This is a genomic window from Tardiphaga sp. OK246 (assembly GCF_900188215.1).
GTDB lineage: Bacteria > Pseudomonadota > Alphaproteobacteria > Rhizobiales > Xanthobacteraceae > Tardiphaga > Tardiphaga robiniae.
This window is the reverse complement of the sequence record NZ_FZOX01000004.1, coordinates 151,091-176,471: the sequence shown is the minus strand read 5'-3', so window position 1 is coordinate 176,471 and position 25,381 is coordinate 151,091. Positions and strand designations below refer to the sequence as shown.

The 25,381-nt window shown below is 62.2% G+C and carries 22 protein-coding genes and 1 pseudogene; 16 read left to right on the top strand and 7 right to left on the bottom strand.

Going from position 1 to position 25,381, the window contains the following annotated elements; translation table 11 throughout:
- The first annotated feature begins 24 nt into the window (after positions 1 to 24).
- Positions 25 to 900 (top strand): amidohydrolase family protein, encoded by an 876-nt coding sequence (locus CHC01_RS19180; protein WP_089265865.1) that lies wholly within the window; start codon positions 25 to 27, stop codon positions 898 to 900.
- Complete coding sequence (locus CHC01_RS19175; RefSeq protein ID WP_089265864.1) at positions 897 to 2,174, top strand: O-antigen ligase family protein; 1,278 nt, start codon at positions 897 to 899, stop codon at positions 2,172 to 2,174. The genes CHC01_RS19180 and CHC01_RS19175 overlap by 4 nt, the downstream gene beginning before the upstream one ends.
- On the opposite strand, the gene CHC01_RS19170 is transcribed toward CHC01_RS19175, so the two are convergent.
- Positions 2,134 to 2,850, bottom strand: a complete 717-nt coding sequence (locus tag CHC01_RS19170; protein ID WP_089265863.1) for a glycosyltransferase family 25 protein — start codon at positions 2,848 to 2,850, stop codon at positions 2,134 to 2,136. The genes CHC01_RS19175 and CHC01_RS19170 overlap by 41 nt on opposite strands.
- 180 nt (positions 2,851 to 3,030) lie before the next feature.
- On the opposite strand from CHC01_RS19170, the pseudogene CHC01_RS19165 reads away from it, so the two are divergent.
- The 3 genes and pseudogenes from CHC01_RS19165 to CHC01_RS19155 all read left to right on the top strand — a co-directional run bounded on the left by CHC01_RS19165 (position 3,031) and on the right by CHC01_RS19155 (position 5,338).
- Positions 3,031 to 3,529: pseudogene (locus CHC01_RS19165) on the top strand (YbaK/EbsC family protein).
- A 431-nt stretch (positions 3,530 to 3,960) separates the two neighbouring features.
- Entirely contained in the window at positions 3,961 to 4,482 is a 522-nt protein-coding gene (locus CHC01_RS19160; protein WP_089265862.1) for a hypothetical protein, read from the top strand.
- Between the two features lie 70 nt (positions 4,483 to 4,552).
- The gene (locus CHC01_RS19155; protein WP_089265861.1) at positions 4,553 to 5,338 is read left to right on the top strand and encodes a FadR/GntR family transcriptional regulator; all 786 of its coding nucleotides are present in this window, start codon (positions 4,553 to 4,555) and stop codon (positions 5,336 to 5,338) included.
- Between the two features lies 1 nt (position 5,339).
- Here CHC01_RS19155 and CHC01_RS19150 read toward each other — a convergent pair whose 3' ends face one another.
- From CHC01_RS19150 to CHC01_RS19140, 3 genes are all read right to left on the bottom strand, one after another.
- Positions 5,340 to 6,632 carry a TRAP transporter large permease gene (locus tag CHC01_RS19150; RefSeq protein ID WP_089265860.1) on the bottom strand — a complete coding sequence of 431 codons (1,293 nt, stop codon included), beginning with the start codon at positions 6,630 to 6,632 and terminating at the stop codon, positions 5,340 to 5,342.
- 40 nt (positions 6,633 to 6,672) lie between these two features.
- Positions 6,673 to 7,248 (bottom strand): TRAP transporter small permease, encoded by a 576-nt coding sequence (locus CHC01_RS19145; RefSeq protein WP_089265859.1) that lies wholly within the window; start codon positions 7,246 to 7,248, stop codon positions 6,673 to 6,675.
- 83 nt (positions 7,249 to 7,331) lie between these two features.
- On the bottom strand, positions 7,332 to 8,336 hold the full coding sequence (locus CHC01_RS19140; RefSeq protein WP_089265858.1) for a TRAP transporter substrate-binding protein: 1,005 nt from the start codon (positions 8,334 to 8,336) through the stop codon (positions 7,332 to 7,334).
- A gap of 345 nt (positions 8,337 to 8,681) precedes the next feature.
- On the opposite strand from CHC01_RS19140, the gene CHC01_RS19135 reads away from it, so the two are divergent.
- Positions 8,682 to 9,905, top strand: a complete 1,224-nt coding sequence (locus CHC01_RS19135; RefSeq protein ID WP_089265857.1) for a bifunctional alpha/beta hydrolase/OsmC family protein — start codon at positions 8,682 to 8,684, stop codon at positions 9,903 to 9,905.
- A 19-nt stretch (positions 9,906 to 9,924) separates the two neighbouring features.
- Here CHC01_RS19135 and CHC01_RS19130 read toward each other — a convergent pair whose 3' ends face one another.
- Both CHC01_RS19130 and CHC01_RS19125 read right to left on the bottom strand, forming a co-directional pair.
- The gene (locus CHC01_RS19130; RefSeq protein ID WP_089265856.1) at positions 9,925 to 10,695 is read right to left on the bottom strand and encodes an esterase/lipase family protein; all 771 of its coding nucleotides are present in this window, start codon (positions 10,693 to 10,695) and stop codon (positions 9,925 to 9,927) included.
- Between the two features lie 186 nt (positions 10,696 to 10,881).
- Positions 10,882 to 12,168, bottom strand: a complete 1,287-nt coding sequence (locus tag CHC01_RS19125) for a DUF445 domain-containing protein (protein WP_089265855.1) — start codon at positions 12,166 to 12,168, stop codon at positions 10,882 to 10,884.
- Between the two features lie 186 nt (positions 12,169 to 12,354).
- Here CHC01_RS19125 and CHC01_RS19120 point away from each other — a divergent pair, with 186 nt between their 5' ends.
- Complete coding sequence (locus CHC01_RS19120; RefSeq protein WP_068730348.1) at positions 12,355 to 12,621, top strand: hypothetical protein; 267 nt, start codon at positions 12,355 to 12,357, stop codon at positions 12,619 to 12,621.
- 181 nt (positions 12,622 to 12,802) lie between these two features.
- Here CHC01_RS19120 and CHC01_RS19115 read toward each other — a convergent pair whose 3' ends face one another.
- Entirely contained in the window at positions 12,803 to 14,137 is a 1,335-nt protein-coding gene (locus CHC01_RS19115; protein WP_089265854.1) for a dihydroorotase, read from the bottom strand.
- A gap of 151 nt (positions 14,138 to 14,288) precedes the next feature.
- Between CHC01_RS19115 and ygfZ the strand changes: the two genes are divergently transcribed.
- The 9 genes from ygfZ (at position 14,289) to CHC01_RS19070 (ending at position 25,358) form a co-directional block, all read left to right on the top strand.
- Positions 14,289 to 15,173 (top strand): CAF17-like 4Fe-4S cluster assembly/insertion protein YgfZ, encoded by an 885-nt coding sequence (gene ygfZ, locus CHC01_RS19110; protein WP_089265853.1) that lies wholly within the window; start codon positions 14,289 to 14,291, stop codon positions 15,171 to 15,173.
- A 13-nt stretch (positions 15,174 to 15,186) separates the two neighbouring features.
- Positions 15,187 to 15,813 (top strand): DNA-3-methyladenine glycosylase I, encoded by a 627-nt coding sequence (locus tag CHC01_RS19105; RefSeq protein WP_089265852.1) that lies wholly within the window; start codon positions 15,187 to 15,189, stop codon positions 15,811 to 15,813.
- Between the two features lie 27 nt (positions 15,814 to 15,840).
- On the top strand, positions 15,841 to 16,467 hold the full coding sequence (locus tag CHC01_RS19100; RefSeq protein ID WP_089265851.1) for a YfbR-like 5'-deoxynucleotidase: 627 nt from the start codon (positions 15,841 to 15,843) through the stop codon (positions 16,465 to 16,467).
- Between the two features lie 75 nt (positions 16,468 to 16,542).
- A complete protein-coding gene (locus CHC01_RS19095; protein ID WP_089265850.1) occupies positions 16,543 to 17,049 on the top strand; it encodes a tyrosine phosphatase family protein in 507 nt (168 codons plus the stop codon).
- A gap of 127 nt (positions 17,050 to 17,176) precedes the next feature.
- The gene (locus CHC01_RS19090) at positions 17,177 to 19,870 is read left to right on the top strand and encodes a DUF2339 domain-containing protein (protein WP_089265849.1); all 2,694 of its coding nucleotides are present in this window, start codon (positions 17,177 to 17,179) and stop codon (positions 19,868 to 19,870) included.
- Positions 19,871 to 20,012: 142 nt separating this feature from the next.
- Positions 20,013 to 21,521, top strand: coding sequence for a flavin-containing monooxygenase (locus tag CHC01_RS19085; RefSeq protein WP_089265848.1), 1,509 nt, complete (start codon positions 20,013 to 20,015; stop codon positions 21,519 to 21,521).
- A gap of 185 nt (positions 21,522 to 21,706) precedes the next feature.
- Positions 21,707 to 23,398 carry a thiamine pyrophosphate-dependent enzyme gene (locus tag CHC01_RS19080; RefSeq protein ID WP_089265847.1) on the top strand — a complete coding sequence of 564 codons (1,692 nt, stop codon included), beginning with the start codon at positions 21,707 to 21,709 and terminating at the stop codon, positions 23,396 to 23,398.
- Between the two features lie 323 nt (positions 23,399 to 23,721).
- A complete protein-coding gene (locus CHC01_RS19075; protein WP_089265846.1) occupies positions 23,722 to 24,504 on the top strand; it encodes an ABC transporter ATP-binding protein in 783 nt (260 codons plus the stop codon).
- A complete protein-coding gene (locus CHC01_RS19070; RefSeq protein WP_210421687.1) occupies positions 24,501 to 25,358 on the top strand; it encodes an ABC transporter permease in 858 nt (285 codons plus the stop codon). The genes CHC01_RS19075 and CHC01_RS19070 overlap by 4 nt, the downstream gene beginning before the upstream one ends.
- The last annotated feature ends 23 nt before the right edge of the window (positions 25,359 to 25,381 follow it).

Genomic DNA, 25,381 nt, shown 5'->3' with positions numbered 1-25,381 from the left:
ATGAAAATGCGGGAGACGCGGGACATGAAATTGCTCAATCCGGACGACCTGGTCGCCATCGACATCCACACCCATGCGGAAGAGCCCTGCGGCTGCCACGCCGACGACGGCTATGATGATTTCCAGGCCCGCATGGCCGAGTATTTCAAGTCGCCGCACAAGCATCCGCCGACAGTGCAGGAAACAGCCGCCTATTACCGCGACAAGAAGATTGCCGCGGTGATCTTCCCGGTCGACGCCGAGCGCGAGACCGGTTTCCGCCGCTACAACAACTACGAGATGCTGGAGATCGCCAAAGAGAACGCCGACGTGCTGATCCCGTTCGCGTCGATCGATCCGCACAAGGGCAAGCTCGGCGTGCGCGAGGCACGCAAGCTGATCTCCGAATACGGTGTGAAGGGTTTCAAGTTCCATCCGACCATGCAGGGCTTCTACGCCAACGACCGCATGGCCTATCCGCTCTATGAGGCGATCCAGGAAGGCGGCGCTATCGCGCTGTTCCACACCGGCCAGACAGGCGTCGGCTCCGGCATGCCAGGCGGCATGGGGATGCGGCTGAAATATTCCAACCCGATGTATATGGACGACGTTGCGGTCGACTTTCCCGACATGAAGATCATTCTGGCGCATCCCTCCTTCCCCTGGCAGGAAGAGGCGCTGTCGGTCGCGACCCACAAGCCCAACGTGTATATCGACCTGTCCGGCTGGTCGCCGAAATACTTCCCGCCGATCCTGGTGCGCTACATCAATTCGATCCTGCAGGATAAGATGCTGTTCGGCTCCGACTGGCCGGTGATCATGCCGGATCGCTGGATGGCCGATTTCGCCAAGCTCGACATTCGCGACGAGGTGCGTCCGAAGGTCCTGAAGAACAACGCACGGAAACTCCTGGGCATATGACGAACAACGATCTGCCGCGCAAACTTTCGGATGCCCGGCAGATCGCTGCCATTGCCACCGGCTTCTCGCTGCCGTTCTCAACCAGCGGTCAGGCTATCGCGGTGTCGATCTTTGCAGTGCTCGCGCTGCTGACACTCGACCGCGATCGTTTCATCGCCGCGTTGCGGAAGCCGGCGGCCTATCTGCCGGTCGCGCTGTTCGCACTGATCCTAGTCGGCGTGCTCTGGTCGATGCAGCCGCTCAGCGGCGCGATCAGATGGGTTGGTCCCTACGCCAAGCTGCTGCTGATCCCATTGGTGATGGCAACGGTATTTACGCCGAAACAAGCGTTACACATCGCTTATGGCTTTCTTGCCGCCTGTATATGTCTTCTCGCCCTGTCATGGGCTGCGTTCCTGTGGCCCACGGGACCGTGGGGCTGGTTCAAGGCGCCCGGCGTGCCCTTCAAGGACAACGCGGTTCAATCCGGCTGCTTCGCGCTTTGTGCCTTCGCTCTGGCGATCGGCGCGATGCGCATCTGGGTGCAGGACACCCGCCGCGCCATCGCGATGATCGTGCTCGCGCTTCTGTTCTTTGCCGACATTTTCCTGATCTATGTGTCGAAGACCGGCGCAATCATGGCCACCGCATTACTCGGTTTATTCGTCATCCATGCCGGCGGCTGGCGACGCTCCGCCATGGTCGCGGTCGCAGCCATGATCGTAATCGGCATCGCACTGCTGACCTCGCCACAAGCCCAGCGCCGGATCGCAGAGATCAACTCGGACATCAACGCCAATAGCGGCCAGACCGCAGGCGGCGAAACAATCTCGACTGCATCGCGGCTGGATTTCTGGAGCAAGGCAGTCGGCTTCGTGAAGGCCTCGCCCATCGCCGGTCACGGCACCGGGAGCATCAAGCCGCTGTATCAGAGCATGGAGGCGACGAAGCCGTCGCCCTATGGCCAGGCCACGCCCGATCCGCACAATCAAACGCTTCATACCGTGCTGCAGGTCGGCCTGATCGGCGGGCTGCTGCTGTGGGCCATGTGGATCGCGCATGCACGACTTTTTCTCGCGCGCGATTATGCAAGCATCCTCGGCCAGGCCGTCGTGTTGCAGAACGTGATTGGCTCTTTATTCAACAGCCACATCTCGGCGGTGACGCAGGGGATGCTGTACTGTCTGGCAGTGGGATTGCTCGGCGCACTGGTGCGCAATGCTCCATCCGGAATGACCGGCCGGAAGCCGCCAACTACTTCAGCTTCAACCACCGCTTCAAATAACGCCGCCTGAATTTCTGCACGGCAAACTGTATGCGCAGCTGCAATTGCGCATGCCCTTTGCGATCAAGCGAGCTCTTGAACACGCCATTAAGCGAGCCTTGCTCGGCCAGCGGCGGTTCCGGCCACAGGAACGGGATGCCCATGGCAGGATCGCCGGTGTTAAAGGCGATGTCGATAGGCTCGTGCATGGGATGCCGCGCGATCCAGTCAAGTCGCGCCGAGGCCTCCGGCGCGCCCAGGACATAGGCTTCCATATTGCGCACGCGATTGCCGGGATAGACGATCTGCCCCGGGCGCAACTCCGACGCCGGGGTGTAAAAATTGGTCGCGGCGCCAAGATGCAGAATTCGCGGCCGCGGCCACTTTTCAGCTTCATCGAGCACGCGCTTCAACTGGTCGCAGAAATCCGGCACCAGCAATGCGTCATCCTCGAAGATCAGCGCCAGATCCTGGCCGCGCTCGCGGATGCGCTGCATGGCGACGACATGTTTCAGCGCGCAGGATTTCTGCCGCAGCGTGAGATCGGCGCCTTCGGCGAAATAAGCCCGATCGACATCGGAGGTGATCTCGTCGGCATCGAAATCCAGCACCCACTCGAACTTGATGCCCGCACGGTCGAGCTCACGCTGGATATGCTCCGTGCGCTCGGGCAACGACTTGGCATGGATCACATAGGCCGGCAGCATCGAGGGGTAGGCTCCAGAACATCGCCCGGCACGGTCAGCCGGACAAGAGCCCGTATAAGGTCAAAACCGGCGTGAGGGAATGGCGCGGCAGCGCCGCCCCAGTTCCCCAATGCACGGATGTGACTTCACTTTGTCGGCGACATGTGAGAGGGCGTGGCGGTATGTCACCGAGACCGCATCATGAGCCTTGAGTCCGTCCGCGCCTTTCTCACCGCCAACGCCCCCGAATTATCCGTCACCGTCACCGACAAAAGCTCGGCCACGGTCCTTCTCGCCGCCGAGGCATTGGGCGTCGAACCCGGCCAAATCGCCAAGACGCTGTCGGTACGGGTCGGCGACCGGGTGGTGCTGGTGGTGACCAAGGGTACAGCGCGGCTCGACAATAAGAAGGCACGCGATGCACTTGGCGGCAAGCCCCGCATGCTGGGGGCCGACGAGGTCGTTGCCCTCACCGGCCATCCGGTTCGGCGGCGTCTGCCCGTTCGGCCTGGCAACGCCATTACAAGTCTACTGCGACGTGTCGCTGAGGGAATTCGCCGAGGTGTGGCCGGCGGCGGGCTCGGTCAACAGTTCGGTGCGGATGTCCCCGGCACGGATGGCCGAACTGACCGGGGCCAGTTGGGTCGATGTTTGCCAGGAGCCGGCGGCAGTGCAGGAGCAAGCTCCCGCGATGGGTTGAGGCAGCGAGAATAATTCACTGCCGTTCATTGCCGGTAGAGAACAAGCCAACCGCCGTCCGGCACGAGAGCAGCGCGGGTATTGCTATTTTTGCCGGGGGATCGACTTCCCCCACGCAAGGCACGATTTTCCGGGTGTCGTCCCTGAGGACGCTCGGCTGCGCAGCAATATGTGCGGCCAAACCGGACAAGACCATGCGCTTCAAAGCCTCGTCTCATCGCCCGCAGTCGTCGAAGAGCTGGAAGCAGGTCGTGGCGTCGATCGTGGCCGCAGCTGCAGCCGGACTACAGTCCGCTGGCGCCTGAACGCGCTCTGTAGACGTCCGCTGGCGCGCAAACGCCGCTGGCGCCAAGTTCCCGCGTTATCAAAATCTTGAGGGTATATAGCTAGGGTTGCATCCGGCCGTGTGTAAATCGGCGGGGGGACCTCGAGATGCGGCTCGTGCCGATCACCGACGCCGACAGAAGCTGGGCTTCACTGAAGTCGCAGTGGCGGAAGGCTGCCGAGGCAGCCGAGGAAGACTTCTCCACTTACACCCAGGGTATTTTCGCGGCGCTGGACCCTGTCATGCAGGGCGGCAAGGGTGGGTTGTACGGTCTCTACGACGGCACCGTTCCGCAGGCCTTCTGTCAGGTCAGCAAACTTCTGATGCCCAAATTCGAAGGTCCCGTGCTGCGTTGCCGTTTCATGACCGTGTCGCCGACCTACGACTTCGGGAGTGCCGGTCTCGATAAATACGGACAACTGCTGATCGAGCTGTTTTCCGGCATGATCTGGCTGTCGCGCAACGCCCTTTCCGCCAGCCATATCCAGTTTCACCTCCGCAGCCCCGCCGACGCGCAGTTCCTCGCCCCATTGCAGGCTCCGGTGCCCAACTCGCCGTTCCAGCGCTTCACCATTAACGGCGCCTGGGTCGAATGCGATCTCAAGCTCCCCGAACTCGAAACAATGTAAAAGCGTGCAGCGCAATGACGCGTGCCGCAAGCTTGCGCAGCGACATCGGCGATGATAGCCCGGTTGTACGATGACCGGACAAGCTAAGCCACGCACCAAGCGCAAGACAACCAATGGGGCCGCAGGCACGCCTTTGCTGCGACCGCTCAATCCCGTGCGCCGCCGTACTGAGGAAGTCGTCGAGCGCATCGCTGCCCAGATCATCGAAGGCCGCTTGCCCGCAGGCGCGCGCCTACCGACCGAGCAGGCCATGATGGCGGCCATGGGCGTCAGCCGCACGGTCGTTCGCGAGGCGATCGCGGCACTCCGCGCCCGGGGTCTTGTAACCACCCGGCAAGGCGCCGGTGCCTTCGTCAACAGCGAGCCCGATCAGCAGCCTTATGCCATCGACCCCGACGGCCTGGGCTCGCTTGGCAGCGTGATCGAAATTCTTGAACTGCGCACGGCCGTCGAGATGGAGGCCGCGGCTATAGCCAGCGAGCGCGCCACCGCTGCCCAGATCCGAGCCATTGCCAAGGCCGCGGCTACCTTCAGCCGCGCCATCGCCAATGGCGACCGTGCGGTGAAGGAGGACTTTGACTTCCACTTCGCCATTGCTGTCGCCACGCAGAATGCGCGCTTTGTCGGTTTTCTGGAATTCCTTGGCGGTCTTATCATCCCGCGCCAGAGCATCCGCACCTTCGATGGCAAAGTCGAATTGCAGAAGCGCTATCTCGAGAGCATCGAGAAGGAGCATCAAGTCATCGTCAATGCGATCAGCGCCCGTTCGCCGCGCAAGGCTCGCGATGCGATGCGCCGGCATTTGCTGAACGGCAAGGAACGCTACAAGCAGTTGTCAGTCGATCCGGTCCAGTAGCTCACCTGAAGCCGAACGCGTGCGGCAGCGCCATCGAGAACCACGGTACGTAAGTCACCAGCATCAAGACCGCGAACATCACCCAGTAAAACGGCCAGATCCCGCGCATCACCTCGTCCACCGAGACCTTGCCGATGGCGCAGCCGACGAACAGCGTGGTACCGACCGGCGGCGTCAGCAGACCGATGCCGAGATTGAGCAGCATCACGATGCCAAAATGCACGGGGTCGATCCCGAAACTCTTCACCACCGGCAGCAGGATCGGCGTGCAGATCAGCAGCAGCGGCGCGAGATCGAGCGCCGTGCCGAGGATCAGCAGCATGATATTGAGCCACATCAGCAGCACGTATTTGTTCGACGAGATGGCGACGAAGAACTCCGTCATATGCGCCGGCATCCGCATCATCGCAGCGACATAGCCGAAGCATGACGCGGTCGCGACCAGCGTCAGCACCATCGCCACCGTCTGGAGCGTCCGGTAGGTCAGCATCGGCAGCTCGGACCATTTATAGTCGCGATAGATAAACATCGTGACGAAGAAGGCCCAGACGCACGCCACAGCGCCAGCCTCGATCGGCGTGAACACGCCGGTGAGAATGCCGCCGAGCACAATCACCAGCGTGACGATGCCCCAGGTGGCATCCCCCAGCATCTTCAGCGCCTGCTTCACTGGCACCGGCTCGCCCTTCGGATGACCATCGCGATAGGCAAAGTAGAGACACAACAGCATGATTGCGAAGCCAAGCAGTAGGCCGGGCACGATGCCTGCCAGGAACAGGCTGGTGATCGAGACCACGCCGCCGGTCGCCAGCGAATAGATCACCGCATTGTGGCTCGGCGGCACCAGGATCGCCTGGACCGAGGCGGAGATCGTCACATTGGTGGCGAACACCCGTGGATAACCCTTCGCCGCCATCTGCGGGATCATCACCGAGCCAATCGCCGACGTATCTGCGACCGACGAGCCGGAAATCCCGGACATGATAGTCGTAGCCAGAATATTGACCTGGGATAGGCCGCCGCGGATACGCGTGAAGCCGACCACGACGGCTGCAAAATCCACCAGCCTGCGCGCCATGCCGCCTTCTGCCATGATGGCGCCGGCCAGCACGAAGAACGGCACAGTCAGCATCGACACCTTGCCGACGCCGCTGGAGAGTTGCTGCATCACGGCTGCAACGGGCAGATCGATCCACAGTGCACCGACCAGCGCCGAAAGCGCCAGCGCGAAGGCGATCGGCATGCCGACGGCGAAGAACAGACACATGCTGAGCAGAAGAACGGCGATGTCCATGTCGGATTTTCTTTGTTCTGGCTGGAGCTGATCGGCGAAACTAGTCGAGAGGTATATGTGCGTCGCTGCCATCCTGCGGCGGCGGACCGATGGTCAGGCGTTCGACGACAAAGAGAAACATCATCGCGCCGGAAACGGGGATCGGCATGTAGGTGATCCCGACAGACAACCAGGGAAATTCATCCACCGAATTGCCCCAGGTGGTCATCACCAGCTTCATGCCCCAGATCACCATGAACAGTGCCACCGCAGCCATCAGCAACTCGCTGATGAAAGCAGCTACGACACGCGCGTGAGGCGGCAGCAGGTTGGTACCTACCGTCATGTTCATGTGGATGCGCTGACGATAGCAGTTGGCAGCGCCGATGAAAGTCACCGCTATCGTCAGCAACACCGCCAGAGGCTCCGGCCACGACGCCGCGCTGTTCAAAATGTAGCGGGTGTAAACAGCCCAAGGGATAATCGCGGAGATCAGCACAAGCGCCAGGCAAGAAAACACGGCACCGGTCCAGTACAGTGCGTTCATGGCGCGGCGGAATGCGTAAGCCGCACCATGGCTGGCCGTATCGGCGTGATGACTGGATGCAGCCGGCAGTTTGGAAACAACGTCAGACATGAAGACCTCAGGTAACGCGACGGAAGCGCAGGTCTATTCTGTCGCCCCCGCGAAAGCGGGGACGACACATTGAGAACATGCCGCTAGCTCACCGCAGCAATGCGCTTGGTCATCTCGGCGTATTTCGCGCCGTATTTGTCCCACACCGGCTTCACGGCATCGCGGAACGGCTGCTTGTCGATGGACGTGACGATGTCGGTGCCGACTTCCTTCATCTTGTCCAGCGCGGTCTTCTCCGCCTCGTACCAGAGCACGCGCTGTTCGAGCTGCGCTTCGCGGCCGAATTTCTTCAGCAGCGCCTGATCGTCCGGCGTGAGCTTCGCCCATGACGCCTTCGAGAACACCAGCAATTCCGGAATGATCAGATGCTCTGTCATCGAGAAATACTTGGCGACCTGGAAGTGGTTCTGCGCCACGAAGGATGGCAGGTTGTTCTCGGCCCCATCGACGACGCCGGTCTGCATGGCGCTAAACACCTGATCGAAGCCCATGGCGACGCCATTGCCGCCGAGCGCATTCATCGTGTCGATGAACAAGGGATTACCGATCATCCGGATCTTGAGACCCTTGAGATCGGCGAGCGTCTTGATCGGGCGTTTGCTGTTATAGATGTTGCGCGAGCCGGCATTCATCCAGCCAAGCGCGACCAGACCGGTTTTTTCATTGGCCGTGATCTTGTTCAGCAGCTCGGTGCCGATCTCGCCATCGAGGACCGCTTCCATGTGCTTGGAATCGCGAAACACGAACGGCATGTTGAAGACGTTGACGTCATCGACCACGGGGCCGACGGCGCCGACGGAAATGCGCGCGATCTGCAGAGCGCCGACCTGGGCCTGCTCGATGGCTTCCTTCTCGCCGCCAAGCTGCATGGAGGGAAACATCTGGATGGTGAGCCGGCCGCTGGTCGCGGCATCCAGCTTCTTGCCCATGCGCACCACGGATTCGACCGTGGGATAGCCGAGCGGGTGGACGTCAGAGGCCTTGAGGACCATCTTGGCCTGCGCCTGCGCAGGCGTGAACCGCCCGAGACCGGTAGCGCCAACCGCGAGCGCGGCCAGTCCGCCTTTGACGACATCTCTTCTCTTCATGGACGAAATCCTCCCTGTGAATTTCCCGATGCGGCGCGTTGGCCATTATTCTGGTTCGCCCCTTTGCGGGGTCGATCTTGTCACAATTCTAGGAGCGTGCCGGCCCGGCGTCCATCAGCTTGTAGCGGCAGCGCACCCCAAAAGTTGTACGATGACCCGACATCTAGCACCGACATCGGAGGCCGGCAAGCGCGTGCTCGAGCGGCCGCGCAGAACTAAAGTTCAACCCGAGGCGCGGCGCGAAGAGAGCAGCTCGGCCTCATTCTCGCACGGGTGTTGGGTAACCACTGATTGATTGGGTGGAATCGGTGTAGAAAGAGACATCTGTCACGACAGGAGCCCACCGTGCCAACTGAACGCTTTCAATTCCCCGGCGCGGCCGGCCATATGCTGGCGGCGGCGCTGGACCTGCCCGATGGCGCTGTCCATGCATATGCGCTGTTCGCGCATTGCTTCACTTGCGGCAAGGATGTGCTCGCGGCGCGGCGCATCTCCGCGGCGCTGACGCTCAAGGGCATCGCCGTGCTGCGCTTCGACTTCACTGGCCTCGGCTCCAGCGAGGGCGATTTCGCCAATAGCACGTTCTCGTCGAATATCGCCGATCTCGTAAAGGCCGCCGACCATTTGCGGGAAATACGCCAGGCACCGGCAATCCTGATCGGCCACAGCCTCGGCGGCGCAGCGATCCTCGCCGCCGCTGAACAGGTGCCGGAAGCCAAGGCCGTTGTCACCATCGCGGCGCCCTCCGATCCCGCGCATGTCACCGACATGTTCGCCGAACATGTCGACGCGATCCGCGAAAAGGGCGAGGTCGAGGTCAAGCTCGCCGGCCGGCCGTTCAGCATCAAGCGTGAATTCCTCGACGATATCGCCGAGCACAATCTGATCACAAAGGTGACCAGGCTGCACAAGGCGCTGCTGATCATGCATGCGCCCACCGACGACACAGTGGGCATCGACAACGCCACGAAGATTTTCGTCGCTGCCAAACATCCCAAGAGCTTCGTCTCGCTGGCCGGCGCCGATCATCTGCTCACGCAAAAGCATGACGCGATCTATGTCGCCGATGTCATCGCCGCCTGGGCCGGGCGCTATCTCAATGCGGTCGCCGTCACGCCCGTAGCGAGCCTGCCTGAAGAGCCGCGCAAGGTGGTGGTGAGCGAGACGCGCGCCAGCAAATTCCAGCAGGTCATCACTGTCGGCCCGCATCAGATACTCGCCGACGAGCCGATCGCCGCCGGCGGCGAGGACACCGGACCCGGTCCGTATGATCTGCTGCTCAGCGCGCTCGGCGCCTGCACCGCGATGACCATGCGGCTCTATGCCGAACGCAAGGCATTGCCGATGGACCACGTCACGGTGACGCTGAACCACAAGAAGATCTACGCCAGGGATTGCGAGGAATGCGAGACCAAGGACGGCATGCTGGACCAGATTGAGCGCGTCATCACGATCGACGGCAAGCTCGATGCGGAGCAGCGCGCAAAGCTCATGGAGATCGCTGACAAGTGCCCGGTACACCGGACACTGACATCTGAGATCAGGATCGTGACGACAGCAGCAGAGTAAGCGCGTCGCTGACGCGCCTTTACCTGTTAGGGTCCGGATAGACCAGGCTGCGCCAGCCAGAGCGATCGAACGGTGCCCACGCGCCTTCCTTTTGCGCGAGACGCTCCGCCACTGCATAGACGACGGCGGGGTGATGCCCCATCCCGCAATGGCTGCTCTCGACCTCGATGCTCTCGGACATCGCCGACGGCTTCTCCATGCAGCCCTGCCAGGCACAGACGCCGTCGGTGCGGCTGTAGATCGCGGTGGTCGGGACCGGCGGCGTATCGGCAAGCGAACCACCGAAATCGTCGTCGGTGTCATCGGCGCGTTTGCCGCTGGCGAATTCATAGACGCGCCAGGCATTGGTGGATTTCGGATGGCCGGCAAACGGGCTACCCAGCGTGATCACCGAGCGGACGCGGTCCGGCATCATCTTGGCAAGCTGGCGCGCGTAAAGGCCGCCGAGGCTCCAGCCGACCAGACTTACCTTGCGGCCGTGGGTCTCGTTCATCTCTTTCAGCAATTCGACCATGCTGCCCTGCACACCGTCGCGCAGACCGAGATTGCGGCCCTGCTTCCAGCCGCTGACGGCATAGCCGCGGCCCTTGAGAAACGTGCGGAGCGGGCCTGTCGAAACATCCGAGGCCACAAGGCCCGGCAGTACCAGTACCGGATGACCATCGCCTCGCGGCGCGAGATTCAGCAGCGGCAGCGCGCCGAGAAAGGCGCCGAATTCGTGAACCGCACGGCCTTCAAGAAACATCAGGGTTTTCGATGGGGGACGCTGCGCCTGGGCCGTAGCCGACATCTGATTTCCTCTCGCCGGCGCGTTGGCCGGTCATATCGATTGATTTGAAAGCAGCCTCACAGGGAGGGAATCACACAACGCACCGAAGCAACTATCAGTTCACTCAAGTTAAGGTCGGGTTTGTGGCAGTTCAAGCGCATCCCGATACCCCCTCCGGCGCCTCACTTCCGCAATGCGGAACTGCTCTCACAGCAGTCGCAACAGATATTCGATCGTGTAGAGCGCCAGCCCGGCGAGCCCGCCGATCAGCGAACCGTTGAAGCGGATATATTGCAGATCGCGGCCTATATTGACTTCGATGACACCGATCAGCTGCTGCATGTCCCAGCCCTTCACCTGGTCGGCGATAAAACCCGACACGCCGCTTTTCTGATCGGCGATGAACGTGCGCAGCACCACGACGATGCCCTGGTTGATCTCGCCGCGCATCTCGGCATCGGCGCGCAGCGCTGCGCCGGCCTCGACGAACACATTGGCGAGATGATGTGCCAGTACATTGCTTTCACCCGATGCACTGCGCTCGATGAAGCTGCGCGCATTGTTCCAGAGATTACGCCCAAGTTCGGCAAGCTCGGGGCGCGCCAGCAGATCGCGCTTCAACCCATCGATGCGGCCGGTGAAGCCGGGCTCGGTCTCCAGCCGATCGACGAAGGAGAGCAGCATGCGGTCGAACTCACCACGGAACGGATGCGCTGGATCCTTGCGTACATCGTCAAAGAAGGTCGTGGCCGACGCGACGATGCGCTTCAGCAGGAACGCATCGGCGCGATAGAGTTTGAGCAACGTCGGCAGCTCGTCGCGAATCTTGTTCTTGATGACAGCCAGCGTGTCCGGCTCGGTCAGCGCGCCATGCATGGCGCCGAGCAGGTTATCGAGCAGGCCCTGATGGCGACCATCCCTGATGAAGCCGCGCATGGTGCCGGCAGCGATGGGCGCGAGATCAACCGACTGCAGCTGGGTCATCACGCGGCGCGTGATGAAGGTTTTGAGACCAGACGTTTCCGTCGCCGACATCGCCTCCGGCAACAGCCGCAGCAAGAAACGCGCGAGATCCGCGCTACGCTTTTTGTCGCTCAGCCAGTCTGCAACGAAACTCGCAAAATCCACCTCACGTAATTTGGCCTCGACCGGCCCGGCTTCGAGGAAATGCACCTCGATGAATTCACCCAGCTTGTCGGCGATGCGATTTTGATTCGCCTGGATGATCGCGGTGTGCGGAATCGGCAGACCCAGCGGCCGACGGAACAGCGCGACAACGGCGTACCAGTCCGCCAATCCGCCAATGGTCGCCGCTTCTGCAAAGGCCGCAGCGAATCCGAACGCGGGATGAATCGGCAGCAGGATTTTTGCCGTTATGAACACCACCAGACAGCTCGCCAGCACCAGCGCCGCGATCGCCTTGACGCGGCGCAACTCTGCTGCGCGCGCAGCGTCGCCGGGACTCGCGAAAGACGAAAAACTGTTTGCGTCCATAGGCTTCCTCAACCGGTCAAGATGGCCGGTTCCCGCTGTTAACATAATGTCGGACAATGTGAGTCACTGTCGTTAACCTTTCTTAAAGATGTCGCTCGCGGAACCTGCTCCGCGTGGTAAATCTCGATTCGAACTTGCGAGGCGCACTTCGCTTTGATGAGCGCCGAAGACCGTTTTGGGAATTTCATGAGCGAATCATTGTCGTACCGCCCCGCCCGCGATCCGCTACCGGATCAGGAACAGAAGCAGGCCGCGCTGAGCTATCTCAACGAAGCCTGGGCGGAAGCACGGCATGACGGCGTCGATGGCGATTGCCTCGCGCAGGCCAGCCTGTTCGCAGCCTTTGCCGAGCTCGTCGGCACCTATGGCGAAGACGCCGTGGCGAAGTTCGTCGAGGGTCTTCCGGGCCGCGTGCGCAATGGCGAGTTCTCGCTGACACTGGCACGGCAGTAACGGCTAAGCACCAGTTATCCTCAGGCGTCTTCAACAGACTCAAATGTCATCGCCCGGCTTGACCGGGCGACCCAGTAGACACTGGCTTCACAGCTTCACACTCCGATGGCGTTTACTGGATCACCCGCTTCCGCGGGTGATGACAGCGGAGAGTTGAGCGATACGGCAATGCCGCACGCCATCACGCCCTCAACGTCTCCAGGAATTTCACCGTCTCACCCCGCGACGGCGTGACCAGCTCGCCCTGCCACATCACGCGGCGGCCGCGCACGAAGGTGCCGACGGGCCAGCCGGTGACCTTCACACCGTCATAGGGCGTCCAGCCGGCTTTCGAGGCTACCCAGTCATTGGTGATGGTCTCGGTGCGCTTGAGATCCACGATGGTGAAGTCGGCATCATAGCCCGCCGCGATGCGGCCTTTCATGGCGATGTTGTACAGCCGTGCCGGACCGGCGCTCGACAGATCGACGAAGCGCGCCAGCGACAAGCGGCCGGCATTGACGTGATCCAGCATGATCGGCACCAGAGTCTGCACGCCGGTCATTCCCGAGGGCGACGCCGGATAGACTTTCTTCTTTTCCTCAAGCGTGTGCGGGGCGTGATCGGAGCCGAGCACGTCGATGATGCCCTGACTGATGCCGTTCCAGATGCCGTCGCGATGGCTGGCATCGCGCACCGGCGGGTTCATCTGCGCCAGCGTGCCGAGGCGCTCATAGCATTCCGGCGCCGTCATGGTCAGGTGATGCGGCGTCGCCTCGCAGGACGCGACGTCCTTGTGGTCGCGCAAATAGTCGATCTCTTCTTTCGTCGAGATATGCAGCACATGGATGCGCTTGCCGGTCTCGCGCGCAAGGTTGACCAGCCGCTGCGTCGCCATCAGTGCCGCAGTCTCGTCACGCCACACCGGGTGCGAACGGGTGTCGCCTTCGATGCGCAGGTTCTTGCGCTCGTTGAGGCGATATTCGTCTTCGGCATGGAAGGCGGCGCGGCGCTTGATGACCTGGAAGATGCGGCGGAGGCTGTCGTCGTCCTCGACCAGCAGCGCGCCGGTCGATGAGCCGATGAATACTTTCACGCCGGCGCAGCCGGGCGCACGTTCGAGCTCCGGCAGATCCTGCACGTTCTCGCGGGTCCCGCCGATGAAGAAGGCGTAATCGCAATGCATGCGGTGATGGCCGCGCTTCACCTTGTCGGTGAAGGTGGCTTCGTCGATGGTCAGCGGATTGGTATTCGGCATTTCGAACACGCCGGTGACGCCGCCCATCACGGCGCTGCGTGATCCGGTCTCCAGGTCTTCCTTCTGCTCGAGGCCCGGCTCGCGGAAATGCACCTGGGTGTCGATCACGCCGGGCAGGATGTGCAGCCCCTTGCAGTCGATTACTTCGGCGGCCGAGGCCGCGCCGAGCGATCCGATGGCGGCGATTCGGCCATTGCGAATGCCGATATCGCGCGCACCCTCGCCGTCCTGATTGACGACGGTGCCGTTCTTCAAAATCGTATCGAATGTCTGGGTCATCTGGTCTCGTCACAGCCTGTGAATGCCGCGCAGGATGAGCGCGGGCCTTGTTGTCGGCATCTTAGCGGCTTAACTTTGGCTGTCATATCCGCCAGCCGTGATTCACCCTCGTTTCCTGGCTCGTTTATTGGATTTTTTCGAGATTTTCCCAATGAAAGCAGCGTTTCTCCCCGATCGGGGTGTGGTGAAAATCGCCGGCGACGACGCCCGCGGTTTCCTCAACAACCTCGTGACCTCCGAGATCGAGGTGTTGACGCCGGGCACCGCGCGGTTCGGCGCGCTGCTGACGCCGCAGGGCAAGATCATCGCCGACTTCCTCATCACCGAAGCGCCGGCCGGCCATGGCGGCGGGCTCCTGATCGACTGCCCGCGCGAACTGGCACAACCGCTGGCCACCAAGCTCGGCTTCTACAAGCTGCGCGCCAAGGTGACGGTAGAGAATCTCTCGGACGCGTTCGGCGTGCTTGCGGTGTGGGATGGCGAGCCCGGCATGAAGCCGGACCTGACCTTCGCCGATCCGCGCAATGCGGAGCTCGGCTATCGCATCCTCGTGCCGGCGGATCTCGCCGCAAAGACGGCAGCGCTGGTCGGGGCCGAACTGGTCGGTGCGTCGGCCTATGAGGCGCATCGCATCAGGCTCGGTGTGCCGCGGGGGGGCGCCGACTTTGCATATGGCGATGCGTTCCCGCACGAAGCCAATATGGACAAGCTCTCCGGCGTCGATTTCGACAAGGGCTGTTACATCGGCCAGGAGGTCGTCTCCCGCATGCAGCATCGCGGCACCGCACGCACGCGCATTGTCGGCGTGACGCTGGATGGCGCGGCGCCGGCCCCCGGCACCGAAATCCGCGCTGCGGACAAGCCGATCGGCACCATGGGCTCGTCTGCTGATGGCCGTGGCCTCGCCATGATCCGCACCGACCGCGCCAGCGATGCGCTCGATGCCGATGCCGCTTTCCTAGCCGGCGACATCGCCATTCATCTCGCCGACGCCGCTGCGGTGCGCGCACTGGCCACGAAGAAGACCCCCGCATGAAGAAGATTTCGGCATGAGCAAACCCGCGATCGCGCATGCCGACGGCAAGACGCGCTGCCCGTGGCCCGGTGAAGATCCATTCTATGTCGCCTATCACGACACTGAATGGGGCGTCCCGGAATATGACGACCGCGCGCTCTATGAAAAGCTGATCCTCGATGGCTTCCAGGCCGGCCTCTCCTGGATCACCATCCTGCGCAAGCGCGACAATTTCCGCAAAGCATTCGATGATTTCCAGCCGGAGAAGATCGCGCGCTACAGCGAGAAGAAAGTTCAGGCGCTGATGAATGATGCCGGCATCGTGCGCAACCGTGCCAAGATCGAAGGCGCGATCCTCAGCGCCAAAGGCTATCTGAAAATCATGGAAGAAGGCGCCGGCTTCTCGAAATATCTGTGGGACTTCGTCGATGGCAAACCGCTGGTCAACAATTTCAAGACCCATGGCAGCGTGCCTGCCTCGACACCGCTATCGGCCAAGATCTCGAAAGACCTGCAGGGGCGCGGCTTCAAATTCGTCGGCCCGACCATCGTCTATGCCTTTATGGAGGCCACAGGCATGGTCAACGATCATCTCGTGACCTGCTTTTGCCACGAGGCCTGCATGGGCCTGAAGCGCAAGCCGCGCCTCAAGGCGAAGTAGCAACAAGAAACTCAAGACCAAGAACCGATGGCCAAATCGAAATTCGACCAAAGATTTTCCCGCGACGTCGCCACCCGCGCCTGGCAACGCATGCTGTCGGGCCGGCGGCTTGATCTGCTCGATCCCTCGCCGCTGGATATCGAAATTGCCGATATTGCCCACGGGCTCGCGCGCGTTGCGCGCTGGAACGGGCAGACCCACGGCGCGCATATTTTCTCGGTGGCGCAACACACGCTCCTCGTGGAGGCCGTGTTGCGCGAGCAGATGCCGCGCGCCGACGAGCGCGTGCGGCTCGCGGCCCTGCTGCATGACGCGCCGGAATATGTCATCGGCGACATGATCTCGCCGTTCAAGGCGGTGATTGGCGGCGACTACAAGGTGATCGAGAATCGCCTGCTCGGCGCCATCCACATCCGCTTCGGCCTGCCGCCGGCGCTGACACCGGAGATCACCAAACAGATCAAGGCCGCCGATATGGGCGCCGCCTATCTGGAAGCCACACGCCTTGCAGGCTTCAAGGAAGCCGAGGCAAAGCGTCTGTTCGGCAAGGATCCCGGCCTCTCGGAAGCCATGGTGGAAGATTACCTGACGCCGTGGTCGGCGGGGAAGGCTGAGAAGCGGTTTCTGGCAAGGTTTGAGGCGCTGCTGGCGTAATGTAAACTCCGTCATGCCCGGGCATGACGTGGAGAGAACGGAGCGTTATAACGACGCTCAACAAAAGGTTCCCCGATGATCCACGTCTGCTCGCTCGCCGATCTGCATCCCACCGTGAAGGACACGGCCGCGAGCCACGTGCTCACCATCATGGCCAATGTCGCGCAGGTGCAGCGGCCGCCGTCGATCAGCGAGGCCAATCATCTCAGGGTGCAGGTCGACGACATCACCGAGGCGATGGACGGCTTTGTCGCGCCCAACGAAGGCCACATCACGCAGGTGCTGGACTTCGTCCGTGGCTGGGATCGCGCCTCGCCGCTGGTGATCCATTGCTATGCCGGCATCTCGCGTTCCACCGCCAGCGCCTTTGCCGCTGCCTGCATGCTCAATCCGGACCGCGACGAGCGCGACATCGCGCTGCGCATCCGCGCGGCCTCGCCGATCGCCTCCCCCAACCGCCTGCTCGTGACCCTTGCCGACAAGGCGCTCGGCCGCGGCGGCCGCATGGTCCGCGCGCTCGACGAGATGGGCCCCGGCAATCTGACCGTGATCGGCAAGCCGTTCCGCCTCGATCTGGATTAATTCCAGCAATTACGCGCAGCGCGTGAACTAAAGTTCTCCACGACAACACATACCGATGGCCATGTCCCCGGGCGCCGTTCCGGGGCATGATTGGCGTGTGCCCTGCTTCCTGAAGGTTTGATAGTCGATGTTCGATGATTTCGGTTTCGTCACGCTAGTGATTGCCATCGTTGCCTTCATCTTCGCGCGCAAGGCGCGCAATGAAGTGAAGGTGCTGCGCGCCCGGGTCGACGCCTATGAGGCGCTGCCGCGCGTGGCGGCAACGCCGGCCGCCGTCGCAAGGCCGGACCTCACACCGACCACGCCGAACATTGCATCCGCCCCTGCCGTATCCGAGACTCCAACCGAGGTGACCCGCGAAGCTGCCCCCTCGATCCAGCCGGATGTCCCTGCTCATACTACGCCCGAACCCGCTGCGCCTGTGGAAGCCCCTGCGGCTGGCCCCGGCTTCGAGGAACGCATCGGCACGCGCTGGGTGGTCTGGGTCGGCGGCCTCACGCTGGCACTCGGCGGCTTCTTCATGGTGCGCTATTCCATTGAGGCCGGCCTGCTCGGCCCCGGAGTGCGCGTGCTGCTCGGCGGGTTGTTCGCGCTGGCGCTGCTCGCCGTCGGCGAATTCGCCCGCCGCAAGGAAAGCCTCTCGGCAATCGCACCGCTGCCCATCGCCAATATTCCGGCGATCCTCACGGCCGCCGGCACTGCCGTCGCCTTCGCCACAGTCTATGCGGCGTATGCGCTGTATAACTTCCTCGTCCCCGGCACGGCCTTCGCCCTGCTCGGCATCGTCGCCATGTGCACCATGGCCGCGGCATTGCTGCACGGCCCGGCGCTCGCGGGCCTCGGCATTGCCGCCGCCTTCGTCACGCCGGTTTTGGTGTCGTCCGGCAAGCCGGACTACTGGGCGCTGTATATCTATCTCGCCATCGTCATGGCGGCTGCCTTCAGCCTCGCGCGTATCCGCCTGTGGCGCTGGTTGGCGCTGACCACCATCGTCTTCGCAACGCTGTGGACCCTGCCGGGCCTCGACGCCGGCACACCGGCACTCGCGCCCCATGCGTTCCATGTCCTGGCCGGCTTCATCTTGGCCTCACTGCTGGTCGTCTGCGGCTTCCTGTATGGTCCGCCGGCCGAAGAAGGCCGCATCGAAGGCATCTCGTCGGGCGCGCTCAGTGCGAGCCTGCTCAGCGCGACGCTGGTGGTGCTCTCCAGCTTCCATGCCGACATCGCCATGGTGACCTTCGCGCTGATCGTCGCTGGCACGCTGTTCGTCGCATGGTACGCACAAGCGGCCACCGCGGCGGTTGCCGTAGCCGCAGGCTTCGTCGCCGTGGTCTTCCTGGAGTGGGCCATCCAGGGCAATTTGGACATGCTGGTGCTGCCCGGCGGGCCACTGGCGGGCATCGGCGCCAGCCCGGTGGAAAGCTCGGTGTCGTTGCATCTGGCGTCCGCTGCCATCTTCGCCATTGGCTCCGGCGCACTCGGTTTTCTCGCACAGGGCCGCTCCGTCAGTGCCGTCATTCCGGTGATCTGGTCAGGCGCCGCCGTGTTCACGCCGCTGGCGCTGTTGATCGCGCTCTATGCCCGCATCGCGCATCTCGACCGCTCGATCCCCTTCGCCATTCTCGCCATCGTCATCGGCGCAGCCTTTGCAGCCGCCACCGAACTGCTCGGCAAGCGCGAACAGCGTCCGGGTCTCGCGATCTCGACCGCACTGTTCGCCACCGGCACACTCGGCGCGCTGGCGTTGGGGCTAACCTTTGCACTGGAGAAAGGCTGGCTCACCATCGCCCTGTCGCTGATGGCGCTCGGCACCGCCTGGATCTCCATGCAGCGGCCGATCCCGTTCCTGCGCTGGCTCGCAGCCATCCTCGCTGGCATTGTCGTCGCCCGGATGGGCTGGGAGCCGCGCGTGGTCGGAGATCTCGTCGGCACCACGCCGATCTTCAACTGGCTGCTATGGGGCTACGGCGTGCCCGCTGCATCGTTCTGGGCCGCCAGCATCCTGATGCGCCGCCGCGGCGATGATGCGCCGCTGCGCATGGTGGAATCCGCTGCGATTCTGTTCACAGTGTTGCTGGCCTTCATGGAGATCCGCCACTTCGTGAATGGCGGCGATGTCTATCGGTCCTCCTCAAGCCTCACCGAGGTCGCACTGCAGGTCTGCGTCGCACTGGCCATGGCAATCGGACTGGAACGCCTGTGGGAGCGGAGCCGCAGCATCGTGCACAGCGTCAGTGCCGGGCTGCTGACATTGTTCGCCGGCGTCGCAAGTCTCGGCGGGTTGCTGTTCATCACCAATCCCGGCATCTGGCGTATCGATGTCGGCGGCGTAATCTTCAACCTGCTGCTGCTCGGCTATGCTCTGCCCGCGGTGCTCGCTCTGCTGCTGTCCTATGCCGTCGCCGGCCGTCGCAAGCCGGCCTATGGCAACACCATCGCCGGTGGCGCGCTGGTGCTAGCCCTGATGTATGTGACGCTGGAAATCCGCCGCATCTATCACGGCCCGATTTTCTACAACGCTTCGATCACCGATGCCGAGCAATATACGCTGTCGATCGCGTGGCTGGGCTTTGGCGTCGTGCTGCTCGGCATCGGCATCCTGTTCAACTCGCAGCGCGCGCGGCTCGCCTCCGCCGTGGTCATCGCATTGACGATCCTCAAAGCGTTCCTAGTCGACATGTCGTCGCTGACAGGCGTCTATCGCGCGCTGTCCTTCATGTGCCTCGGCCTCGTGCTGGTAGCCATCGGCTGGCTGTATCAGCGCATCCTGTTCTCGAGACGCGCACAGTCACCCGCGGCGGCCCCTGCAGCAGAAAGCTGACGCCTCTCCAGCGCAATTCCCGCTTGCGCATTCCCTGCGATCGTCAATGATACCGATCGCGGCGATCTCCGGCCTTAAACCGGGATCGCCGCATAAAAGCATCCGCGCACCAAGCGCGCGAGCCAAAAAAGATCGGGAGCCCATGAACGCCCAGGGAAAAATCGCCACAGATTCGTCCGTCGAAAACGCAGCCGAACACGTCGATGTCATCGTCGTCGGTGCTGGGATCTCCGGCATCGGCGCCGCCTATCATCTCACCAAGCAGAATCCGGATACGCGTTTTCTGATTCTGGAAACCCAGGAGAGCTTTGGCGGGACATGGCACACCCATCGCTATCCTGGCATCCGCTCTGACAGTGACCTGCATACGTTCGGCTATCGCTTCAAGCCCTGGACATCGGCGCCCATCGCCACCGCTGCGGAAATCCTGCGCTATATGGGGGACGTGATCGCCGAGAACGGGCTCGGCGCGCATATCCGCTACAAGCACAAGATCCTCTCCGCCAACTGGTCGAATGCCGACAAGCTCTGGACGCTCACCGTCATCCGTCACGACACCGGCGAGACGCTGAACTTCACCACGCGTTTTCTCTGGATGTGTCAGGGCTATTACAACCACAATCAGGGCTACACGCCGCAATGGCCGGGCATGACCCGGTTCAAGGGCCGCCTAGTGCATCCGCAGACCTGGCCGGAAGATCTCGACGTCACCGGCAAGAAGGTTGTCGTGATCGGCTCCGGCGCGACTGCCGCGACGCTGGTGCCCGCCATTGCCGATAAATGTGCCGAAGTCACCATGCTGCAGCGCTCGCCGACCTTCTTCATCACCGGCCGCAATGCCAACGCTCTGGCAGAGATGCTGCGCGAGCTGGATGTCGACGAAGAATGGGTCCATGAGATCGTCCGCCGCAAGATCCTGTTCGATCAGCAGGCCTTCACCAAGCGGACGAACAGTGAACCGGAGGTGGTGAAAGAGGAATTGCTGAAGGGCGTACAGGCCTATCTCGGCAAGGACTACGACATCGCCACACATTTCACGCCGCGCTACCGGCCGTGGCGGCAGCGTATCGCCTTCATTCCGGATGGCGACCTGTTCCAGAGCATCAAGGCCGGCAAGGCGAGTGTCGTCACCGATGAGATCGAGACCTTCACCGAACACGGCATCACGCTGAAATCAGGCAAGACGATCGACGCCGACGTCGTCGTCACCGCCACCGGCTTCAATCTCAACATGCTCGGCGATATCGCCTTCTCCATCGATGACGCACCGCTGAATTTCTCCGACACTGTGACCTATCGCGGCATGATGTTCACCGGCGTGCCGAACATGGTGTGGATCTTCGGCTATCTCCGTGCCAGCTGGACATTGCGCGTCGATCTCGTGGCCGACTTCGTCTGCGGGCTCCTGAAGCACATGGAAGAGACCGGCACGACCACAGTGACGCCGATGCTGCGGCCGGAGGACAGCGACATGCCGCTACTGCCCTGGATCGATCCAGAGGACTTCAACCCGGGCTACATCATGCGCGGCATGCACCTGTTGCCGAAGCGCGGCGACAAGCAGGAGTGGCAGCACAACCAGGACTACTGGAGCGACAAGAACGTATTTCCGGCCATCGACTATGGCGATCCGATCTTCCGATACATGTAACAAACGTTCAACACATCGCGCATTTCTCCAAGCATTGCGCAAACTTAATTGACCATCATGAAACCGTTTCGCGGTTCAGCTATTGCTGCAGTGCGACCATTCGGCTCCAATCACAATTGGACCGACCGCATTGCTGCATCAGCCCGCCTCCCGGCGGAGAGCCAATTCTAGAAATCGGAGCTCCCATGTCGAAAACTGTCGCGGATGAGATTGTCCATGTTCTTGAGACGATTGGCGTACAGCAGATTTTCGGCCTGATCGCCGACTCGCTTAATCCTTTGGCGGACTCGGTCCGGCGCAGCAAGATCGAGTGGGTCGGGGTACGGCACGAGGAAGGCGCGGCGCTGGCCGCCGCTGGCCAGGCCAAGCTCACCGGCAAACTCGGCGTCTGCGCTGGCTCCACAGGGCCCGGCAGCACGCATCTCGTCGCCGGTCTCTATGAAGCGGCGCGCGATCACGCCCCGGTGCTGGCGCTCTCTGGTGAAATGGCGCGAGCCGCAAAAGGCGTCGACTTTTTCCAGACCACCGAGCCGGACCTGCTGTTTCGCGACGTCGCACTCTACACCCAGACCATCACCACCGCCGCGCAGGCGCCCGGTGTGATCCATCAGGCCATCTCCACCGCCTATGCAGGGCCTGGCGTCGCGCATCTGACGCTGCCTGTCGACGTGCTGTCGTCGAAAGCCGAAGGGGCTACAGCGAGCCTTGCCACGCTGGTGCCACGCGGCGAGATCCTGCCGAATGATGCCGCCATACAGGAAGCCGCCCGCCGCATCGACGAAGCCGGCAACGTTGTCATCATGTGCGGCCATGGCGCCATCGGCAGCGCCGAACTCCTGCGTGCGCTCAGCGATAAGCTGAAGGCGCCACTGGTGCATTCGGTGCGCGGGAAGGAGATCATGGCGTTCGATGACGTCCGATGGATGGGCGGGCTCGGCATGATCGGCACCAAGGCCGTCTACAACGCCGTGCATGATTGCGACCTGCTCGTCATGGTGGGCACCGACTATCCCTATTCCAACTTCCTGCCGCGCAAGGGCAATGTCATCCAGATCGATGTGCGCGCCGAAGCGCTCGGCAGGCGCACACCGACGAGCCTCGGCGTCATCGGTTCGGCACGCCCCGCGTTGAAGATGCTGCTGGACAGGGTGCAGACCAAGACCGACGGCCAGTTCTTCGAGACGACCAGTCACGCCCGCAAGAAGTGGGATGAGATGCTCGACAAGCAGGCCGATCCTGCCCGCAGCAAGAACAAGATCCACCCGCAGGCCGTAGCGCGCATCGCCAGCGATCTCGCACGGCCCGATGCAATCTTCGTGTTCGACACCGGTCTGAACACGCTGTGGTCGGCCAACTGGATCCGCCAGAACGGCACCCAGCGCATCATCGGCTCGTTCAACAATGCCGCGGTCGGCACGTCCGTCGGCCAGGGCAACGGCGTGCAGATCCTCGATCGCAGCAAGCAGGTGATCGTGCTCACCGGCGACGGCGGCTTCAACATGCTGATGGGCGAATTCATGACGGCTGTGCAGCACAAGCTGCCTATCAAGGTCATCGTCTATAACAACTCCGCCCTCGGCCTGATCACGCTGGAAGCGGAAAGCATCGGCCTGGCGCCCTTCCGCGAAGCCATCGAATTCCCCAATCCGGATTTCGCGGCACTGGCACGCGCCTGCGGCGCGCAAGGCTTTACGGCCAAGCAGCCGGGTGATTTGAAGAAGGCTATCGCCAACGCGCTGGCCTGTGACGGACCCGCCATCGTCGATTGCGTGGTGGCGCCTGACGAGCTCCCGAACCTGCCGCATGTGGACGCCGCCATGGTCGGCAACTACGCGCTGGCGAAGATCAAGGAAGCAGTGATGGCGGTGACGGGCTGATCTCGGACCTATCAGCTGTCATGCGCGGGCTTGTCCCGCGTATCCACGTCTTGGCCGAGGCGAACAAGACGTGGATGGCCGGGACAAGCCCGGCCATGACGAACGAGAGAACGGAGCGCGAGGTCGCCTAAAGTGTTCGCCAAAAATACACTTCGCCACACCTGCTCAATTTATCGCCGAGAATAAATCCAGCCTGCCCAAAGCCGGGGCAAAACACTTCAAGCCTCAAGCACTCAGCAGAAAACCTGCGCGATTGCTTGAGGCTTTTTCGCGCCCAAGATGGCACGCAGCTTGCGTATGTGCGGTACCCAGGAAACCGCATCATGCCGCCGAAACAAGTTCAACTCACCGTCCAGAACATCAGCAAGTCGTTTGCCGGCAAGGGCGGCGACGTCAATGTGCTCGACGACCTCTCCTTCACCATCAACGAGCGCGATTTCGTCAGCATCATTGGCCCCAGCGGCTGCGGCAAGACGACCATCTTCAACATCATCGCCGGCCTGCTGGAGCCCGATGGCGGCACTATCACCTATCGCGGCAAGGAAATCGAAAGCCTGCGCGGCCGCGTCGGCTACATGATGCAGAAAGACCTGCTGTTTCCGTGGCGCACGGTGATGGGCAATGTGCTGCTCGGGCTGGAGACCCGCGGCGTCGACCAGAAGGAGGCCGAGGAGAAGGCGCGCGAGTATCTCAAGCAGTTCGGCCTCGCCGGCTTCGAGAATGCCTATCCCAAGACCCTGTCCGGTGGCATGCGCCAGCGCGTGGCGCTGATCCGTACGCTGATCATGGATCCCGACATCCTGCTGCTCGACGAGCCATTCTCGGCGCTGGATTATCAGACGCGGCTGTATCTCGAAGGCGTGCTCAAGGATGCAGTCCAGAAATTCAACAAGACGGTCATCCTCGTGACCCATGACATCGACGAGGCGGTCGCGCTGTCGAAGCGCGTCGTCGTGCTGTCCGGCCGCCCGGCACGGGTGAAGGTCGTGCATGAGATCGACATCGAGGCAACCTCGCCCATCACCGCGCGTAACGACGTGAAATTCTCGACTTATTTCAAGACGCTTTGCGCCGAGCTCGATATCCAGACGGAGACAACCTCATGAGCCTCGTGATGTCCGGCACATCCGCGCGCAAGAAGACCGCACCGCGCAAGTCCCGCAAGAAGCGAACGGCCTTCGACACGACGCTCGGCCGCGCGGTGTTGCAGCTGCTCGCCGTCGCAGTGTTCTTCGCGCTATGGGAACTCGGCGTCCATGCCGGCTACATCTCGGCATTTTTGATGGGGTCGCCATCCGGCATCTTTGCCACGTTTTACAAGCTGATCCTGAGCGGCGAACTGCTGTCGGATTCCTGGTACACGCTGTTCGAGGCCATTTTGGGCTTCATCATCGGCACCATCTTCGGATCGCTGTTCGGTCTCGCACTGTGGTATTCGGTGTTCGTCGCAAAGCTGGTCGAGCCCTTCATCGTTGCCATCAATTCCGTGCCGAAGATCGCGCTCGCGCCCATCGTGGTGCTGTGGTTCGGCACCGGCCTGATATCGAAGGTCGCACTCGCCGTCTCGCTCACCGCGCTTGTGGCGCTGATCGCAGCCTATCAGGCGGCCAAGGATGCCGACGTCGATCTGCAGTCGCTGATGATCTCCATGGGCGCCGACAAGCATCAGGTGTTCTGGAAGGCTGTGGTGCCATCCACACTGCCGTCGATCATCGCCACCTTCCGCATCAATATCGGTTTCGGCCTGGTCGGCGCCGTCGTCGGCGAATTCATCTCGTCGCAGCGCGGCCTCGGCCACATGATCTTCCTCGCCTCCAGCCTGTACGACCTCAACTCAGTCTGGGTCGGGCTGTTCACGCTGATGATCCTCGGCTTCGTGCTCTATTACGTCATCGACATCATCGAGCGCACTTCGCTGCCGTGGAAGCAGGCGACCACCTCGCATCAGGTCCAGGTTTAATCCCTCTCTTTCCACCATAACGG

What these genes read in the sequence shown, in the direction of transcription:
- CHC01_RS19180 (WP_089265865.1), top strand. Translation starts at nt 25, where the DNA reads ATGAAATTGCTCAATCCGGACGACCTGGTCGCCATCGACATCCACACC.
- CHC01_RS19175 (WP_089265864.1), top strand. Translation starts at nt 897, where the DNA reads ATGACGAACAACGATCTGCCGCGCAAACTTTCGGATGCCCGGCAGATC.
- CHC01_RS19170 (WP_089265863.1), bottom strand. Translation starts at nt 2,850, where the DNA reads ATGCTGCCGGCCTATGTGATCCATGCCAAGTCGTTGCCCGAGCGCACG.
- CHC01_RS19160 (WP_089265862.1), top strand. Translation starts at nt 3,961, where the DNA reads ATGCGGCTCGTGCCGATCACCGACGCCGACAGAAGCTGGGCTTCACTG.
- CHC01_RS19155 (WP_089265861.1), top strand. Translation starts at nt 4,553, where the DNA reads ATGACCGGACAAGCTAAGCCACGCACCAAGCGCAAGACAACCAATGGG.
- CHC01_RS19150 (WP_089265860.1), bottom strand. Translation starts at nt 6,632, where the DNA reads ATGGACATCGCCGTTCTTCTGCTCAGCATGTGTCTGTTCTTCGCCGTC.
- CHC01_RS19145 (WP_089265859.1), bottom strand. Translation starts at nt 7,248, where the DNA reads ATGTCTGACGTTGTTTCCAAACTGCCGGCTGCATCCAGTCATCACGCC.
- CHC01_RS19140 (WP_089265858.1), bottom strand. Translation starts at nt 8,336, where the DNA reads ATGAAGAGAAGAGATGTCGTCAAAGGCGGACTGGCCGCGCTCGCGGTT.
- CHC01_RS19130 (WP_089265856.1), bottom strand. Translation starts at nt 10,695, where the DNA reads ATGTCGGCTACGGCCCAGGCGCAGCGTCCCCCATCGAAAACCCTGATG.
- CHC01_RS19125 (WP_089265855.1), bottom strand. Translation starts at nt 12,168, where the DNA reads ATGGACGCAAACAGTTTTTCGTCTTTCGCGAGTCCCGGCGACGCTGCG.
- CHC01_RS19120 (WP_068730348.1), top strand. Translation starts at nt 12,355, where the DNA reads ATGAGCGAATCATTGTCGTACCGCCCCGCCCGCGATCCGCTACCGGAT.
- CHC01_RS19115 (WP_089265854.1), bottom strand. Translation starts at nt 14,137, where the DNA reads ATGACCCAGACATTCGATACGATTTTGAAGAACGGCACCGTCGTCAAT.
- ygfZ (WP_089265853.1), top strand. Translation starts at nt 14,289, where the DNA reads ATGAAAGCAGCGTTTCTCCCCGATCGGGGTGTGGTGAAAATCGCCGGC.
- CHC01_RS19105 (WP_089265852.1), top strand. Translation starts at nt 15,187, where the DNA reads ATGAGCAAACCCGCGATCGCGCATGCCGACGGCAAGACGCGCTGCCCG.
- CHC01_RS19100 (WP_089265851.1), top strand. Translation starts at nt 15,841, where the DNA reads ATGGCCAAATCGAAATTCGACCAAAGATTTTCCCGCGACGTCGCCACC.
- CHC01_RS19095 (WP_089265850.1), top strand. Translation starts at nt 16,543, where the DNA reads ATGATCCACGTCTGCTCGCTCGCCGATCTGCATCCCACCGTGAAGGAC.
- CHC01_RS19090 (WP_089265849.1), top strand. Translation starts at nt 17,177, where the DNA reads ATGTTCGATGATTTCGGTTTCGTCACGCTAGTGATTGCCATCGTTGCC.
- CHC01_RS19085 (WP_089265848.1), top strand. Translation starts at nt 20,013, where the DNA reads ATGAACGCCCAGGGAAAAATCGCCACAGATTCGTCCGTCGAAAACGCA.
- CHC01_RS19080 (WP_089265847.1), top strand. Translation starts at nt 21,707, where the DNA reads ATGTCGAAAACTGTCGCGGATGAGATTGTCCATGTTCTTGAGACGATT.
- CHC01_RS19075 (WP_089265846.1), top strand. Translation starts at nt 23,722, where the DNA reads ATGCCGCCGAAACAAGTTCAACTCACCGTCCAGAACATCAGCAAGTCG.
- CHC01_RS19070 (WP_210421687.1), top strand. Translation starts at nt 24,501, where the DNA reads ATGAGCCTCGTGATGTCCGGCACATCCGCGCGCAAGAAGACCGCACCG.